Annotated in this window: 15 protein-coding genes and 1 pseudogene; 5 read left to right on the plus strand and 11 right to left on the minus strand. The window is 62.6% G+C overall.

What is annotated here, in order from left to right; translation table 11 throughout:
• Positions 1-34: 34 nt before the first annotated feature.
• The gene (locus tag AC07PQ_RS19940) at positions 35-352 is read right to left on the minus strand and encodes a PepSY domain-containing protein (RefSeq protein ID WP_007925169.1); all 318 of its coding nucleotides are present in this window, start codon (positions 350-352) and stop codon (positions 35-37) included.
• Positions 353-504: 152 nt separating this feature from the next.
• Between AC07PQ_RS19940 and AC07PQ_RS19945 the strand changes: the two genes are divergently transcribed.
• Positions 505-1,392, plus strand: coding sequence for a sterol desaturase family protein (locus AC07PQ_RS19945; RefSeq protein ID WP_493186054.1), 888 nt, complete (start codon positions 505-507; stop codon positions 1,390-1,392).
• Position 1,393: 1 nt separating this feature from the next.
• Here AC07PQ_RS19945 and AC07PQ_RS19950 read toward each other — a convergent pair whose 3' ends face one another.
• Both AC07PQ_RS19950 and AC07PQ_RS19955 read right to left on the minus strand, forming a co-directional pair.
• Positions 1,394-2,074 carry a helix-turn-helix domain-containing protein gene (locus tag AC07PQ_RS19950; RefSeq protein WP_007925173.1) on the minus strand — a complete coding sequence of 227 codons (681 nt, stop codon included), beginning with the start codon at positions 2,072-2,074 and terminating at the stop codon, positions 1,394-1,396.
• Between the two features lie 10 nt (positions 2,075-2,084).
• Positions 2,085-3,209, minus strand: a complete 1,125-nt coding sequence (locus AC07PQ_RS19955; protein WP_493186053.1) for a glycerophosphodiester phosphodiesterase — start codon at positions 3,207-3,209, stop codon at positions 2,085-2,087.
• A gap of 250 nt (positions 3,210-3,459) precedes the next feature.
• Between AC07PQ_RS19955 and AC07PQ_RS19960 the strand changes: the two genes are divergently transcribed.
• On the plus strand, positions 3,460-3,792 hold the full coding sequence (locus tag AC07PQ_RS19960; protein ID WP_007925175.1) for a DUF2025 family protein: 333 nt from the start codon (positions 3,460-3,462) through the stop codon (positions 3,790-3,792).
• Positions 3,793-3,887: 95 nt separating this feature from the next.
• Here AC07PQ_RS19960 and AC07PQ_RS19965 read toward each other — a convergent pair whose 3' ends face one another.
• Positions 3,888-4,211, minus strand: coding sequence for an antibiotic biosynthesis monooxygenase family protein (locus AC07PQ_RS19965; protein WP_007925176.1), 324 nt, complete (start codon positions 4,209-4,211; stop codon positions 3,888-3,890).
• Positions 4,208-4,954 carry a CTP synthase C-terminal region-related (seleno)protein gene (locus AC07PQ_RS19970; protein ID WP_493186170.1) on the minus strand — a complete coding sequence of 249 codons (747 nt, stop codon included), beginning with the start codon at positions 4,952-4,954 and terminating at the stop codon, positions 4,208-4,210. Before AC07PQ_RS19970 ends, AC07PQ_RS19965 begins: the two co-directional genes overlap by 4 nt.
• Positions 4,955-5,001: 47 nt before the next feature.
• On the opposite strand from AC07PQ_RS19970, the gene AC07PQ_RS19975 reads away from it, so the two are divergent.
• Positions 5,002-5,889 carry a LysR family transcriptional regulator gene (locus AC07PQ_RS19975; protein ID WP_007925178.1) on the plus strand — a complete coding sequence of 296 codons (888 nt, stop codon included), beginning with the start codon at positions 5,002-5,004 and terminating at the stop codon, positions 5,887-5,889.
• Position 5,890: 1 nt separating this feature from the next.
• Here the strand turns inward: AC07PQ_RS19975 and AC07PQ_RS19980 are convergent, their stop codons facing one another.
• The 5 genes and pseudogenes from AC07PQ_RS19980 to AC07PQ_RS20000 all read right to left on the minus strand — a co-directional run bounded on the left by AC07PQ_RS19980 (position 5,891) and on the right by AC07PQ_RS20000 (position 10,047).
• Positions 5,891-6,430: a DUF1003 domain-containing protein gene (locus AC07PQ_RS19980; RefSeq protein WP_007925179.1), complete on the minus strand. Its 540-nt coding sequence runs from the start codon at positions 6,428-6,430 to the stop codon at positions 5,891-5,893.
• Positions 6,431-6,517: 87 nt separating this feature from the next.
• Positions 6,518-7,069 carry a methyl-accepting chemotaxis protein gene (locus AC07PQ_RS19985; protein WP_495072392.1) on the minus strand — a complete coding sequence of 184 codons (552 nt, stop codon included), beginning with the start codon at positions 7,067-7,069 and terminating at the stop codon, positions 6,518-6,520.
• A gap of 3 nt (positions 7,070-7,072) precedes the next feature.
• Positions 7,073-7,918, minus strand: a pseudogene (locus AC07PQ_RS19990) (PAS domain-containing protein); the annotation flags it as partial.
• 231 nt (positions 7,919-8,149) lie between these two features.
• On the minus strand, positions 8,150-9,226 hold the full coding sequence (locus AC07PQ_RS19995; protein ID WP_493186051.1) for a diguanylate cyclase: 1,077 nt from the start codon (positions 9,224-9,226) through the stop codon (positions 8,150-8,152).
• Between the two features lie 212 nt (positions 9,227-9,438).
• The gene (locus AC07PQ_RS20000) at positions 9,439-10,047 is read right to left on the minus strand and encodes a TetR/AcrR family transcriptional regulator (protein WP_493186050.1); all 609 of its coding nucleotides are present in this window, start codon (positions 10,045-10,047) and stop codon (positions 9,439-9,441) included.
• Between the two features lie 202 nt (positions 10,048-10,249).
• On the opposite strand from AC07PQ_RS20000, the gene AC07PQ_RS20005 reads away from it, so the two are divergent.
• Positions 10,250-11,308 (plus strand): MBL fold metallo-hydrolase, encoded by a 1,059-nt coding sequence (locus AC07PQ_RS20005; RefSeq protein ID WP_493186049.1) that lies wholly within the window; start codon positions 10,250-10,252, stop codon positions 11,306-11,308.
• 103 nt (positions 11,309-11,411) lie between these two features.
• A complete protein-coding gene (locus tag AC07PQ_RS20010; RefSeq protein WP_493186048.1) occupies positions 11,412-11,969 on the plus strand; it encodes an AAA family ATPase in 558 nt (185 codons plus the stop codon).
• Here the strand turns inward: AC07PQ_RS20010 and AC07PQ_RS20015 are convergent.
• A complete protein-coding gene (locus tag AC07PQ_RS20015; protein WP_007925185.1) occupies positions 11,951-12,268 on the minus strand; it encodes a helix-turn-helix transcriptional regulator in 318 nt (105 codons plus the stop codon). The genes AC07PQ_RS20010 and AC07PQ_RS20015 overlap by 19 nt on opposite strands.
• Positions 12,269-12,343: the final 75 nt, after the last annotated feature.

Genomic DNA, 12,343 nt, shown 5'->3' on the forward strand with positions numbered 1-12,343 from the left:
CTTTCGGCCGCGCGGCTTTTTTTGTCCTGAAGAATTACTTGTCTTGCTTGTTGCTCAGGACCTTGCCGGTCTTGGCATCCAGATCGACGTCCCACTCGACGCCTTTGGCGTCACGCAGTTCCACCTGGTAGACGTAGGCGCCGGCCGCTGTTTGCTCAAGCTCGGTGTCGGTGATGTTGGCGGCGGTGGTGCCAGGGTGTTCGGCCAGTGCTGCCTGGTTGAGTTTTTCCAGGTCCATGATGGTGCCGGCCTTGAGCAGGCCCGGGATCAGGTCCGGGCGCACGTCGGCCTGGGCCAGGCCGGCGGTCAGGGTCAGGGCGGTAGCGGCGAACAGGGCAGTCAACGTTTTCATAGGGTCTTTCCTTGGGGTGATTCGTTTAAGTGGGTTCAGGTTAGCCGGTACAACTTAATTCACCCTTAATTCAGCGCAAGCTTTGCGCCGTTTGTTCAATCGCCGTCGCCCTCGGGTCTTTCAAGCTGTGCTCTCGAACAGGAGAGGCAGTGATGAAAGCAATGATCAAAGGTTTGTACGGTCCCGCGTTTTTCGCCGGCTTCATCGGCGCTGGCGTGTGGGTGATGGGCACGCCGGGGCTGGCCCCGGGCTGGTTGCTGCTGGTGTTCGCCGGGGCGCTCGGGGTGTCCTTTCTGGCGGAGTGGTGGTTGCCCTATGAGGTGGACTGGAACCGCCCGCGGCAGGATCGCTTGCGCGACGTGTTGCACGCGCTGGTCAATGAAAGCCTGAACGCCCTGGGGTTGCTGCTGTTGCCGGGGCTGGTGAGCCTGCTGGCGTTCGATGGCCTGTGGCCGCGCGGCTGGTCGCTGTGGGCGCAGTTGGCGCTGGCGATGGTCATCGCCGACTGCGGCCTGACCCTGGCGCATTACTTCAGCCATCGGCTGCCCTGGCTGTGGCGCCTGCACGCGGTGCATCACAGCGTGCAGCGCTTGTATGGCTTCAACGGCTTGATGAAGCACCCGCTGCATCAGTTGCTGGAAGCCAGCGCCGGACTATTGCCGCTGCTGTTTTTGGGAATCCCCTTGCCGGTGGCGCAACTGCTGGCGTTTGCCATTGCCATCCAGCTGCTGTTGCAGCACTCCAATGTCGACATGCGCCCCGGTCCCCTGGGCTGGGTGTTTGCCTGGGCGCCGATGCATCGCTTTCACCACATGAAGTACGGCACCGCCGGCAATGTGAATTTCGGCCTGTTCCTGAATGTCTGGGACTGGTTGCTGGGCACGGCGTTTTATTCCTCGGCCTACCCGATCCGCCAGGGCGACCTGGGCATCGGCAGCCAGCCGGATTATCCGCAGGCGTATTGGCGACAATTGCTGGCACCTTTCAGCAGGCAAGCCGTGCAGGAGGAACCGCCGGTGCCCTTGCCGTTGCGTCGTTGAGTCAGTCCAGCAGGCGCAGCTCGATATGTTGCAGGGCCTGGCGCGCGGTGACGCCGAACAGGGTTTTCAGGGTGCGGGAGAAGTGCGCGGAGTCGGCAAACCCAGCGCCATGGGCGGCCTCGGTGATGGCCTGGCCCGCCAGCACCAGGCCCATCGCCAGGCGCAGGCGCCGCCACAGCACCAGGCGCCGCACCGGCAACCCAAGCTGGCCGCTGAACAGCCGTTCCAGCTGGCTCAGGGACAGGTGCGCGTGGGCTGCCAGGGCACTGGCCGAGACCTTGCCTGCCAATTGTCGGTCGAGGGCGGCCAGGGCCTTTTCGATCCGCCGGTCCTGCAAGATTCGGCGCGGGCAACGCCGCAGCGCCTCGGTCAGCGCCGGCAGCGTCAGCTCGACACCCAGCAGGCTGTCTTGCAGGGCCTGGGCGTCAATCGTCAGCGGTTCGGCGTAGAGGGTGAACAGGGTCCCGGGCGCATCGAGGATGGCATGCCGTTGCATGGCCGGGATAAACACCTGTCGGGCGGTGCAGGGCAGGCCGTCGAGGCTGACGGTGACCGGTGCGGTGGGGGCGAGGATCAGTTGATGGGCGTAGTGGGCGTGGGGCGCGGTACGCCCCAGCTCGCCCTGGATCAGTCCGTAGTCACGCCCGAGCCACAGCTGGCCTGTCCACTCGGGCGTGCGCACGGCGACCGGCTCAGTAGCCGTTGGCCTCGAGCAACTGGCTGACGCTGCCGCTGGCCGGGCGCTTGACGTACTTGAGCAGTTCAGCGGCGCGGTTGGTGAAGATGCCGTCGACACCGGAGTCCAGGACCTTCTTGAAGTCCACTGGCTCGTCGATGGTGTAAACGTGCACCAGCAGGCCCTGGTCGTGGGTGAACTGGTTCATCCAGGGTTGCACCAGGTCGAAATAGCTCTGGTCGCCACCGTTGGCCAGTGCCGCCGACGGGCCGGTGCCGATGGCACCCTGGGCCTTGGCGTAGCTGACCCACTGCTCGAACTCGGCCTTGTCCTTGGGCTCCTGCTTGGCGTAGTAGGCCGCCTTGTCCTTCTCGCCGCTGTTGGCGAAGGTCACGTCGGACTTGGGCTGCATGCCGCCTTCACCGATCCACAGCAGGAGGATCTTCGGCACTTTCGGCATTTCTTTCTGCAGCAGTTCCAGGCTGCTCTTCTCGAAGGTCTGCAACACCACCTTGCCTTTGCCCTGGCCTACCGCCAGGTCGCTTTTCGCCAGCTTGGAGCCGGCCGGGCTGAGCCAGCCGCGGTCCTGGAGTTTTTCCTTGAGGTCGTGCTCGATGCCGGGGAACTGCTTGGGCTCCTTGGTCTCGATGTACAGGCCGGGCTTGTGATGCGGGTTGCTCTGGGCGATGTCGATGATTTCGTCGAGGGTCAGGATCTTCAGGCCGACGTAGCTCGCACGGGCACGGTCGGGATAGGCCTGGTTGAACCAGCTGCCGGCGTCGAGGGTTTTCAGCTCGGCCATGGTGAAGGCGTTGGCCGGGCTGTCCTTGCGCTCGGGAAACTTGCTGGCGACGTCGGTGGTGCGTTGCAGGTTGTTGTCGTGCAGGGCGAACAGCACGCCGTCCTTGCTGCGTTGCAGGTCCATTTCCAGGTAGTCGGCGCCCAGGTCGCGGGCCAGTTTGTAGGCGGCGGCGGTGGACTCCGGTGCATCGAAGGACGCGCCCCGGTGAGCGATCACCGCGGGGTGTGGAATGCCTTGGCTGACAGCCAGTGCGGTGGGGCTTGGGCTGGCGGCCTGTGCCTGGCCCAGGCCAAGCATCAGGCTCAGCATCAGGGCGCTTTTGGTGAAGGTGGCAGGCATGGTCGAGGTCCTTTCGTGGAGGGCGATTTTCAAAGGACTACCTTTTAACAATTGAATGGCCGTTGTGCTATCGCGAAACCGACATAAATCTGCACCTGCGGCAAATTTTCCGACGCTTTTGTGGGGTGCTTTGCAGTACGCTTGCGCCCTGAAGTTTCCCCGTCAGAGGGAAGCCCGAAAACATTTCCACTCTTGCCTGGCGTGTAAACCATCGATCACCTGTCCTTCGGGACACTCAGTGAGGTTTACCATGCGCATCACATCCGAACTCATCTGCCAGGCTGCCGACCAGCTCAAGGGGTTTGTCGGTTTCAACCGCAAGAGCGGCCAGCACATCGTGCGCTTCAGCGAAGACTCCTTCGGCATGGACGTCGCCGACGACGCCATCACCCCCGCCAGCGAATTCGTCTGGGCCAGCGCCGAGGGCCAGGTCATGGTGCTCAAGCGCGAGCTGATCCAGCTGCTGCTGGAACAGAACATCGACGACCGCATCAACATCAGTGAACCCTTGCGCGTGTACATGCGCCGCACCGACCTGCCGGAGATTTCGGCGGTGCGCAATCTGCTGCCGGCGGCGCAATAACCGGGATGCGCGGTGGCCGGGCTGGCGCTATCGCGAGCAAGCTCGCTCCCACAGGGGGCGGTTTCTGTAGGAGCGAGCTTGCTCGCGATCAGGTCTCAGCGTTCGAACAGGTAGGCGCGTTCGACCTTGCACACCCGGGTGTGGCAGGCCGCGTACCAGTCGCTGCGCCCGCGTTCGCGGGCGATGCGGTGTTCGGCATGCTGCTTCCAGGCGAGGATTGAGGCCTGGTCCCGCCAATAGGAGACCGTGATGCCGAAGCCCTCCTCGTTACGCGCGAACTCCAGGCCGAGAAACCCCGGTTGCTGCCGCGCCAGTTCGACCATGCGTTCGGCGGTCTGCTCGTAGGCCGGGTCCGGTTCGCGGCGTTGGGCGCTGAAAATCACCGCGTAATAGGGCGCCTCGGGTGTGCGGGCGATCATGCGTGACGCTCCAGGCAAGCGGCGAGCAGGGCGCTGACCAGGGGCGGCACGACGCCTTTGAGCGCTGCCCGTTCCGGCTGGAACAGGGTGGCGACAAAAAACCGCTGGTCGCACAGTTCCACCGCCCGCAGGTCGCCGGCCGAGTCGTAGCCGCTGGGGCGCAGGTTGTGCTTGAGCAGTTGCGCCGCGAACTGCGGATTGACCCCGTAGCGACAGCGATAACCTTCGCTGATCAGGCGCTCGCCATAGGCTTCGGCGATGCGGCTGCCTTCGCTCAGATGAATGCTGTCGGTGGCTTCCACCAGGGCGCAGGTCAGCGGCGTGAGCAAGGCGCGCTCGGCCTCGGGATGGGTTTCGCCGTGTTCGGCATCGGCCCAGCCCAGCACGTTGCGCGCGTACTCCAGCACTGCGTGCTGAAAACCGCCGCAGGTGCCGAGGAAGGGCCGCTGCTGTTCGCGGGCAAAGCGGATGGCGCGCAGGGCGCCGTCCATGCAGCGGTAGGGGCTGGCGGGCACACACCAGATGCCGTCGACCGCTTGCAGTGGCGCGTCGCTGGTCAGGCTGTCGGTGGCCAGCCAGCGATAGTGCACCTTGAGGCTGGTTTCCTCGGCGGCCATTTCCAGGGCCAGGGGAATGGCCTGGTGCGCGGTGACCTGAGGGTCGTAGTCGCCCACCAGGGCGATGTGCAGCGATGTGCGGCATGGATTTCTCCTGGTAGGGCCAACGCTTGTCGGTTGCTGGATGCCACTATAGATTGGCGCTCACGCACTCAATATTGGCGTTTATCCAAGTGATCAATGCAGCCACGCACTATCGGCTCGACTACCCCGACCTGTCGCTGATCCTCGCCCTGGTGCGCGGCGGCTCCCTGGCCCGCGCGGCGGCGTTGTTGAAAGTCGATGTGTCCACGGTGTTCCGTGCGGTGCGCCGCCTCGAGGCTGCGCTGGGCCAGCAGCTGTTCGACAAGAGCCGCGCCGGCTACCTGCCCACCGGCCTGGCCCGCACCCTGGCCGAGCAGGCCGAACGCGCGGAACAGGCACTGGACGCGGCACGGGTCGGGGTGGAGCAGGGCGGCGCGGTGGTCAGCGGCACGGTGCGCTTGACCTGTACCGACTCGGTGCTGCAGGGCCTGTTGTTGCCGGCGCTGGCGCACTTCATGCCGCGCTATCCGGCACTGGCCCTGGAGCTCAGCACCTCCAATGATTTCGCCAACCTCAGCCGGCGCGACGCCGACCTGGCCCTGCGCCTGACACGCACGCCGCCCGAGCACCTGGTGGGCCGGCAGTTGCGGGCGGTGTCTTACCGGGTCTGTGCCAGCCCGGCCTACAGGCAGTCGGCCGCCTCGACGGATCTGGCCGGGCTGACCTGGATCGCCCCGGACGATTTTCTCCCGGACCACGCCACGGTGGCCTGGCGCCGGCAGGCGTTGCCCGGTGTGGTGCCAGGCTATCGCTGCAACAGCATGCTGGCGGTCAGCGAACTGGTGAAGGCCGGGCTGGGGGTGGCGGTGTTGCCGGATTTCCTGCTCGACGACACCACCGCCCTGCAATCCCTGAGCGACCCGCTGCCGGGGTGCGACACCGCGCTCTGGTTGCTGACCCGGGCCGACTGCCGGGCGCTGCGCGCGGTGGTGACGCTGTTCGACGAATTGAGCCAGCGTCTGCGCGCGCCGCAGTGAGTCATGCCTGGGGCGGGTCCTTGTGCAGGACGTGCCGGTGCATTTCCGAGGTCAGGCCCTCGATGCGTTCGCTCAGCTGTTTGGTCATCTCGGTCAGGCGGGTGTTCTGCTCCAGCAGTTCGAGCAGTTGCGCGCTGTGTTGCGCGGCTTGCGCCTGACGTTCGCTGTTGGCGATAGCGATGGCTTCGCGGTGCTGGGCATCGGCGTCGGTCTGGGCTTTGTCGCGCGCGGCCTGGCGAGTCTGGGCCAGCAGGATCAGTGGCGCGGCATAGGCCGCTTGCAGACTGAAAGCCAGGTTGAGAAGGATGAAGGGGTAGACGTCGAAGTGCGTCACCCCGCTCAGGTTGAGCCCGATCCAGATCAGTACGATCAGGGTTTGCGCGCCGAGAAAGGTCGGGGTGCCGAAAAAGCGGGCGAAGGCTTCGGCCTTCAGGGCAAAGCGGTCGGTGCCGAAGGTCGGGGCCAGATGGGCGTGGGGGCGGTGGAAACGCAGGTGGTCGACAGGGGCGGCTGAGGCTGTTTCGGATGGAGTCGGGTTCATGGCGGGCTCGGGGCGATGGGACTGCCGGTCACTATAGAGCCCTGTCGGCGTCGACGCCTTCCCTGGCATCGATTCAGAAACGCCGGTTCAGAACGCTGCACGTTCGTTGGCGAACATGCTCACGGCCTGTACCGCTTCGCTGGTACCGTCACGAATCTGCAGGATCACCGTGCCGGCCTGATCCGCCAGGTCGACGCCCTTGGCCGCCCGATCCCGGGTGCCGTCCATGCTCTTGATGGCTTGCTGGGTTTCGGTCTGGATCATGTCGATCATCTCGGAGATTTCCGCAGTCGAACCGCTGGTACGGGCGGCCAGTTGCCGGACCTCGTCGGCGACTACGGCAAAGCCGCGCCCCTGTTCGCCGGCGCGCGCGGCTTCGATAGCGGCATTGAGCGCCAGCAGGTTGGTCTGGTCGGCGATCGCCCGGATGGTGTTGACGATCGCGGTGATCTGTTCGGAGCGCTCGCCGAGCTTGGCGATCAGGGTCGACGACGCTTCGATGTTGGCGGCAATCTGGCGCATTTCGCTGGCCGCTTGCTGGATCACCTCGGTGCCCTGTTCGGCGACATGCCGGGTTTCGACCGAGATGTGATAGGCCTGGGTTGCGCTTTGGGCGTCCTGGGCATGTTTTTCCACCATCGCGGTGACGTCGGAGGCGTACTTGACCACTTTGCACAAGCGCCCGGCGGCGTCGTACACCGGGTTGTAGTTGGCTTCGAGCCACAGCGATTGCCCATATTTGTCGATGCGCTCGAACTGACCACTGAAGAACTCGCCCTGATTGAGACGCCGCCAGAAATCTTGATAGGCGCTGCTGTTCACCAGTTCGGGCTTGCAGAAAATCCGGTGATGTTTGCCCTTGAGTTCGGCGAGGGTATAGCCGAGGCGATTGAGGAAGTTCTGGTTGGCGGTGATGATGCTGCCGTCGAGATTGAATTCGATCATCGCCATAGCGCGGTCAATAGCATGCAGCTTGCCCTTGGACTCGCTCTCCTGCTGGACTTTCAGAGTGACGTCGAGGGCGTATTTCACCACCTTGATGACGTTGCCGTCGGAATCCTTGATCGGGTTGTAGCTGGCCTCAAGCCACACCGATTGCCCTTTGGCATCGATGCGTTCGAAGGTGCCCGCTTCGAACTGGCCGTTTTTCAGGCGCGCCCAGAGTTCGCGGTATTCGTTGCTGAGGGCAAACTCGGGGCGACAGAACTGGCGGTGGTGGTGGCCGACGACCTGTTCTGCGCGATAGCCCATGGTTTTGAGGAAATTGTCGTTAGCCCGCAAGGCTATGCCCTCCAGGTCGAACTCGATCACCGCCATCGAGCGTTCGATGGCATCGAGCAGGCTGGCTTGTTGGGCGATGGTGCGCTGCAAGGCGTCGATCCTTTTATTCTGGCGGCTAAATAGCATGATGGCCGGTACTCCGTGGGAAAAACCTGAAGGCAGTCCCTGTTGCGCGCCTGAATGCCGAAAGCCAAGGGACCTCGGCATTTTCCGCTCAATGCCAGCATTCCATGACTGGCAGATAAACGCTTAAGTGATACGTGCGTACTTTTGGATATCTGAACACTTGGAAAGACACTGTGACTTTGAGTGTAGAGGGTTTATTTTTTGTGACCGAAGGGTTTTATCTGGTTTTTGGAATAGTGTTAAGAACAATTATTCCGAAATGACCTGAATGATGCTGAGTAAAGTTATACCGAATGTTTTTTGTACAACTTCTCAGGAGTCATTCATTGCGGCGAGGAAGGCGTGGCTTTCCTGGCTGGCGCTTGCGACTTTGTTACGCCCGGAGTTTTTCGCGGCATACAAGGCTTTGTCCGCTTCGATGAGCCACATCGCTGCATCGCTCAGCCCCGGGTGCCAGGCGGCCAGGCCAATGCTCAGGCTGACCCTGAGTTGCGGTATGTCCGGATGGCGATAGTGGCTGAAGACCTCACGCAGCCGCTCCATGACTTCGTGGGCCTGCTGGAGTGAGGTCGCGGGGAAGATGACGCAGAACTCATCTCCGCCATAGCGACCGGTCAGGTCGCCTTGGCGCAGGTTGTGCCTGAGGTCGCAACTCAACTGATGCAGCACGGTATCGCCCAGGATATGGCCGTGGCAGTCGTTGATGCGTTTGAAATGATCGATGTCGATCAAGGCAATGGTGCCCTGGCAGCGTTGCTGCTGGCACTTGGTGAATTTGAGGTGCAGCAGATCTTTCCAGGCGCCGTGGTTGAGCAAGCCGGTGAGGCTGTCGGTGCGACTCAATGCGCGCAGGGCATGCTTGTGTTCGAACAGTTTGATCGCCAACTGATAGCAGACCATGCCCAGGGCCATCGGGTAGAGGGTCAGCATGGGCAGGCAAGCATAGATCTGCCACTGAGTGGTGTGCCCGGTGAAGGCCGGGCCGAGCAGCAACCAAGCGAGCAGCACACCGCCGAGCTGGGCGAAAAAGCCGCGGATGAACAAGCGCAGCCCTCCGGCCGCAAGGTTGTTCATGGCCATCATCGCCAGGATGGTCACCGTGGGTAGCGGATTGAACTGCATCGCTGCCGCCCAGAAGCCCCCGAACAGCGAGTCGCACCACAGGTTGCGGCGTTCAGCCTGGTAGGGAAACTCGGCCCGGGTCGAGATCAGGTACGCCAGGTGCGGCCAGAGAAAACCGTTGAACAGCAGGAGCGCCCAGACCCAGGACGGTTGCTGCACCGGGTACAGGCCGGCGAATACGCTGAGGCAGCCGATTCCCATCCCGACCACCCTGGGCAGGTAAATACGTTTGGCAAACGACAGCCCTTTGCCTTGTTGGTTATCCATAAAATTCCGTGTCAGCCGGTATTGAAATACCTTGTGATGTTTTTACTGGCCGCCATCCTTCCGCGGGCGAGGCGGCGAACATTGTCATTTATTCCAGGAAGAATAATCAGTGTCCTTGCAGGCCATTTAATGGCACGGGCGTACGCAAACGCCCATTGCAGAGCGGTCGATCAGCACCGTTGCAGCACGGCGGATTCGCTGTCGAGGGGGGATCAGGCCTGATAGGTGGCCAGGAACATGTCTATCGCGGATTCGACGACACGGTGCCGTTCCTCCACGTCGAGAGGCGGCAGGTTCATGGTGATCTGCGGCCAGAAGGCAAAGGTCTTGAGCATGCCGTGGATCTGTTGGGCGGCGAAATCCGGGTCGAGCGGCTTGAGCTGGCCGTCCGCCTGGGCCGAACGAATCCACACCATCAGGCCTTCCTCGCGCTCGCCCATGCGCGCCACCATGTACTGGGCGCGCTCGGGGGAGTGGAGGGTGGCGGCAATGGCAACCTGTGCCAGGTTGAGGAAATTGTCGTCGGCCAGCAGTTGCAGCTTGGCCATCAACAACTCGCGCAACTGTTCACGCAGGCTTAATCCCGGACGGTAAAGAATGTCCGGTCGCGCCCTGATGCTGGCCCATAACTTGTGCAGGATCTCGGTGAACAACTCTTCCTTGCTGGGGAAATGGTTGTACACCGTGCGCTTGGAAACTCCGGCCGTCGCCGCGATCTTGTCCATGCTGGTGATATCGAACCCGCTGGCATGGAATTCGGTGATCGCCGCCTGGATGATGGCTTCGCGTTTGAGGTCGGTCAGGCGCTTCGGAGCTGTCATAAGTTGGGTTCGATGGCGGTCGTTGGCAGTTATCCGGGGGCAGTTTACTTAGTCCCGGGTTTGTTGCAATCTAGAAAAACTACACTGTACAGTGTAGTTCATGACAGAAAAACGATGGTCGGCTGACGCTTGCGTGCATTGGCCTTTGTCGTTCCGCAGAGAATCACCGGAGCCTTTTCGGGTTCCTTGGAGTCACTGATTCATGGCCACTCTCTCTTCCCGTGCAGACAGCGCCTCACGTCCCGAAACGTCCCTGCAGGAACAAGGTGCGTTCCGTAATCACACGCCGGTCCGGCGTGCCGGGCTGGGCAAGACGCTGGGTATTTTCTGGCGCATGCTGTTCCACAAACCGCGCAACACTCGCCCCACCGGGGCCATTCCGGTGCAGCCATTGACCCACGAACAGCTGCTGGCGGCGCCGAACCAGAGCGTCTACCGCCTGGGGCATTCGACGGTGCTGTTGAAGCTGCATGACAAGTTCTGGATCACGGATCCGGTATTCGCCGAACGCGCATCGCCGGTGCAATGGGTCGGTCCCAAACGTTTCCACCAGCCGCCTATCAGCCTGGAGCAATTGCCACCGATCGAAGCGGTGATCCTGTCCCATGATCACTACGATCACCTGGACCACCAGACCGTGCTCAAGCTGGCGGACAAGACCCGCCATTTCCTCACCCCCCTGGGCGTGGGCGATACCCTGGTGAAGTGGGGTGTGCCGGCCGACAAAGTGCGTCAGCTGGACTGGTGGGAAGGCACGGAAGTCGATGGCATTCGTTTTATCGCCACGCCGTCCCAGCATTTCTCCGGCCGTGGCCTGTTCGATGGCAACAGCACGCTGTGGGCCTCCTGGGCGATGATCGATGGCGACAGCCGGATCTTCTTCAGCGGTGACACCGGTTACTTCGACGGCTTCAAGCGGATTGGCGAGCGTTACGGCCCTTTCGACCTGACCCTGATGGAAACCGGCGCCTACAACGTCGAGTGGCCGGGGGTGCACATGCAGCCTGAGCAGACCCTGCAGGCGCACATCGACTTGAAGGGCCGCTGGTTGTTACCCATCCACAACGGCACGTTCGACCTGTCGATGCATGCCTGGTACGAACCGTTTGACCGCATCCTTTCGCTGGCCTGGGAACGCAGCATCGCCATTGCCACGCCGCAGATGGGCGAGGCCTTCAACCTGTCGCACCCGCAGCGGGGGCACGCCTGGTGGATGGAGGTCGACCCCGTGGCCGAGCAGGTAACGGCAAGCGATCTGTAGACCCTTCATCGGCTACTCCCCGAGCCCGGCTATCGCCAGGTTGCCGTGTCCGGCCCTGGGGAGTATCTAGAGAATTCCCCCAATACCCTCGACGGACCTGGTGATGGCTTATCGGCTTCATCTGTTTGGCGCATCTGGTTCCGGCACCACGACCTTGGGCCAGGCGCTGGCCCAGCGTTTGGATATTGCCCACTTCGATTCCGATAACTTCTTCTGGCGCTCCAGTGCACAGCCTTTCAGCCTGCGCCGCCCCCGGGACGAGCGCATCCAGCTGTTGCAGCAGCAGGTGGCCGGGTTGGACAACTGGGTGTTGTCCGGCTCCTTGTGCGGTTGGGGCGACCCGATGATTGAGGCTTTCACCCATGCCATTTTCCTCCGCCTGGACCCCGAGGTCCGCCTGCAGCGTTTGCGGGTGCGCGAGTTTCAGCGTTACGGCGAGCAGATCCATGAGGGCGGCGAACGCCATCTCGCGACTCAAACCTTCCTTGCCTGGGCGGCTGGCTACGACACGGGTGGACAAGGTACGCGCAGCCTGCGCCGGCATGAGAGCTGGATCACCGGGCTGAGCTGCCCGGTAATCCGCCTCGATGCCACTCACCGCTCGGTGCAGGCATTACAGGAAGAGGTATTGAGCGCCCTGGATCACTCGATCATGGCGTAGTCGGGCCGTTCCATCGGGTTGGGCGTCGCACCCTTGATGTTCATGCCACGCCCCGGAGCGAAACCGGGGAAGAACACCAGGCCTTCTGCTTCCAGGCGAAAGGCCAGGGCCAGTCGGGTCACGTCGAGCAATTCGCCGCCCGCCTCGAAGCGGTGAATGGCGGCAATCGAGACGCCGGATTCCTGTGACAGCTGTTCCTGGCTCCACCCCAGCATGGCGCGGGCCTGAATGCAGTGTTCTGGGGTGAACTGGAAGAGGGCGATTCGTTCCAGGGTGACTTTCATCGCGAGTGAGGCCATGGGATTTCTCCGGAAGCGGGTGAAAATGAGTCAATAAAGTACTGTTTATTTGTACAGTTGTTTTGCTCCCGGATC

The organism is Pseudomonas sp. GW821-FHT09E12 (genome assembly GCF_059416085.1).

Coding starts and splice junctions, on each gene's coding strand:
- AC07PQ_RS19940 (WP_007925169.1), bottom strand. CDS start 352: ATGAAAACGTTGACTGCCCTGTTCGCCGCTACCGCCCTGACCCTGACC.
- AC07PQ_RS19945 (WP_493186054.1), top strand. CDS start 505: ATGAAAGCAATGATCAAAGGTTTGTACGGTCCCGCGTTTTTCGCCGGC.
- AC07PQ_RS19955 (WP_493186053.1), bottom strand. CDS start 3,209: ATGCCTGCCACCTTCACCAAAAGCGCCCTGATGCTGAGCCTGATGCTT.
- AC07PQ_RS19960 (WP_007925175.1), top strand. CDS start 3,460: ATGCGCATCACATCCGAACTCATCTGCCAGGCTGCCGACCAGCTCAAG.
- AC07PQ_RS19965 (WP_007925176.1), bottom strand. CDS start 4,211: ATGATCGCCCGCACACCCGAGGCGCCCTATTACGCGGTGATTTTCAGC.
- AC07PQ_RS19980 (WP_007925179.1), bottom strand. CDS start 6,430: ATGAACCCGACTCCATCCGAAACAGCCTCAGCCGCCCCTGTCGACCAC.
- AC07PQ_RS19985 (WP_495072392.1), bottom strand. CDS start 7,069: ATGGTGGAAAAACATGCCCAGGACGCCCAAAGCGCAACCCAGGCCTAT.
- AC07PQ_RS19995 (WP_493186051.1), bottom strand. CDS start 9,226: ATGGATAACCAACAAGGCAAAGGGCTGTCGTTTGCCAAACGTATTTAC.
- AC07PQ_RS20000 (WP_493186050.1), bottom strand. CDS start 10,047: ATGACAGCTCCGAAGCGCCTGACCGACCTCAAACGCGAAGCCATCATC.
- AC07PQ_RS20005 (WP_493186049.1), top strand. CDS start 10,250: ATGGCCACTCTCTCTTCCCGTGCAGACAGCGCCTCACGTCCCGAAACG.
- AC07PQ_RS20010 (WP_493186048.1), top strand. CDS start 11,412: ATGGCTTATCGGCTTCATCTGTTTGGCGCATCTGGTTCCGGCACCACG.
- AC07PQ_RS20015 (WP_007925185.1), bottom strand. CDS start 12,268: ATGGCCTCACTCGCGATGAAAGTCACCCTGGAACGAATCGCCCTCTTC.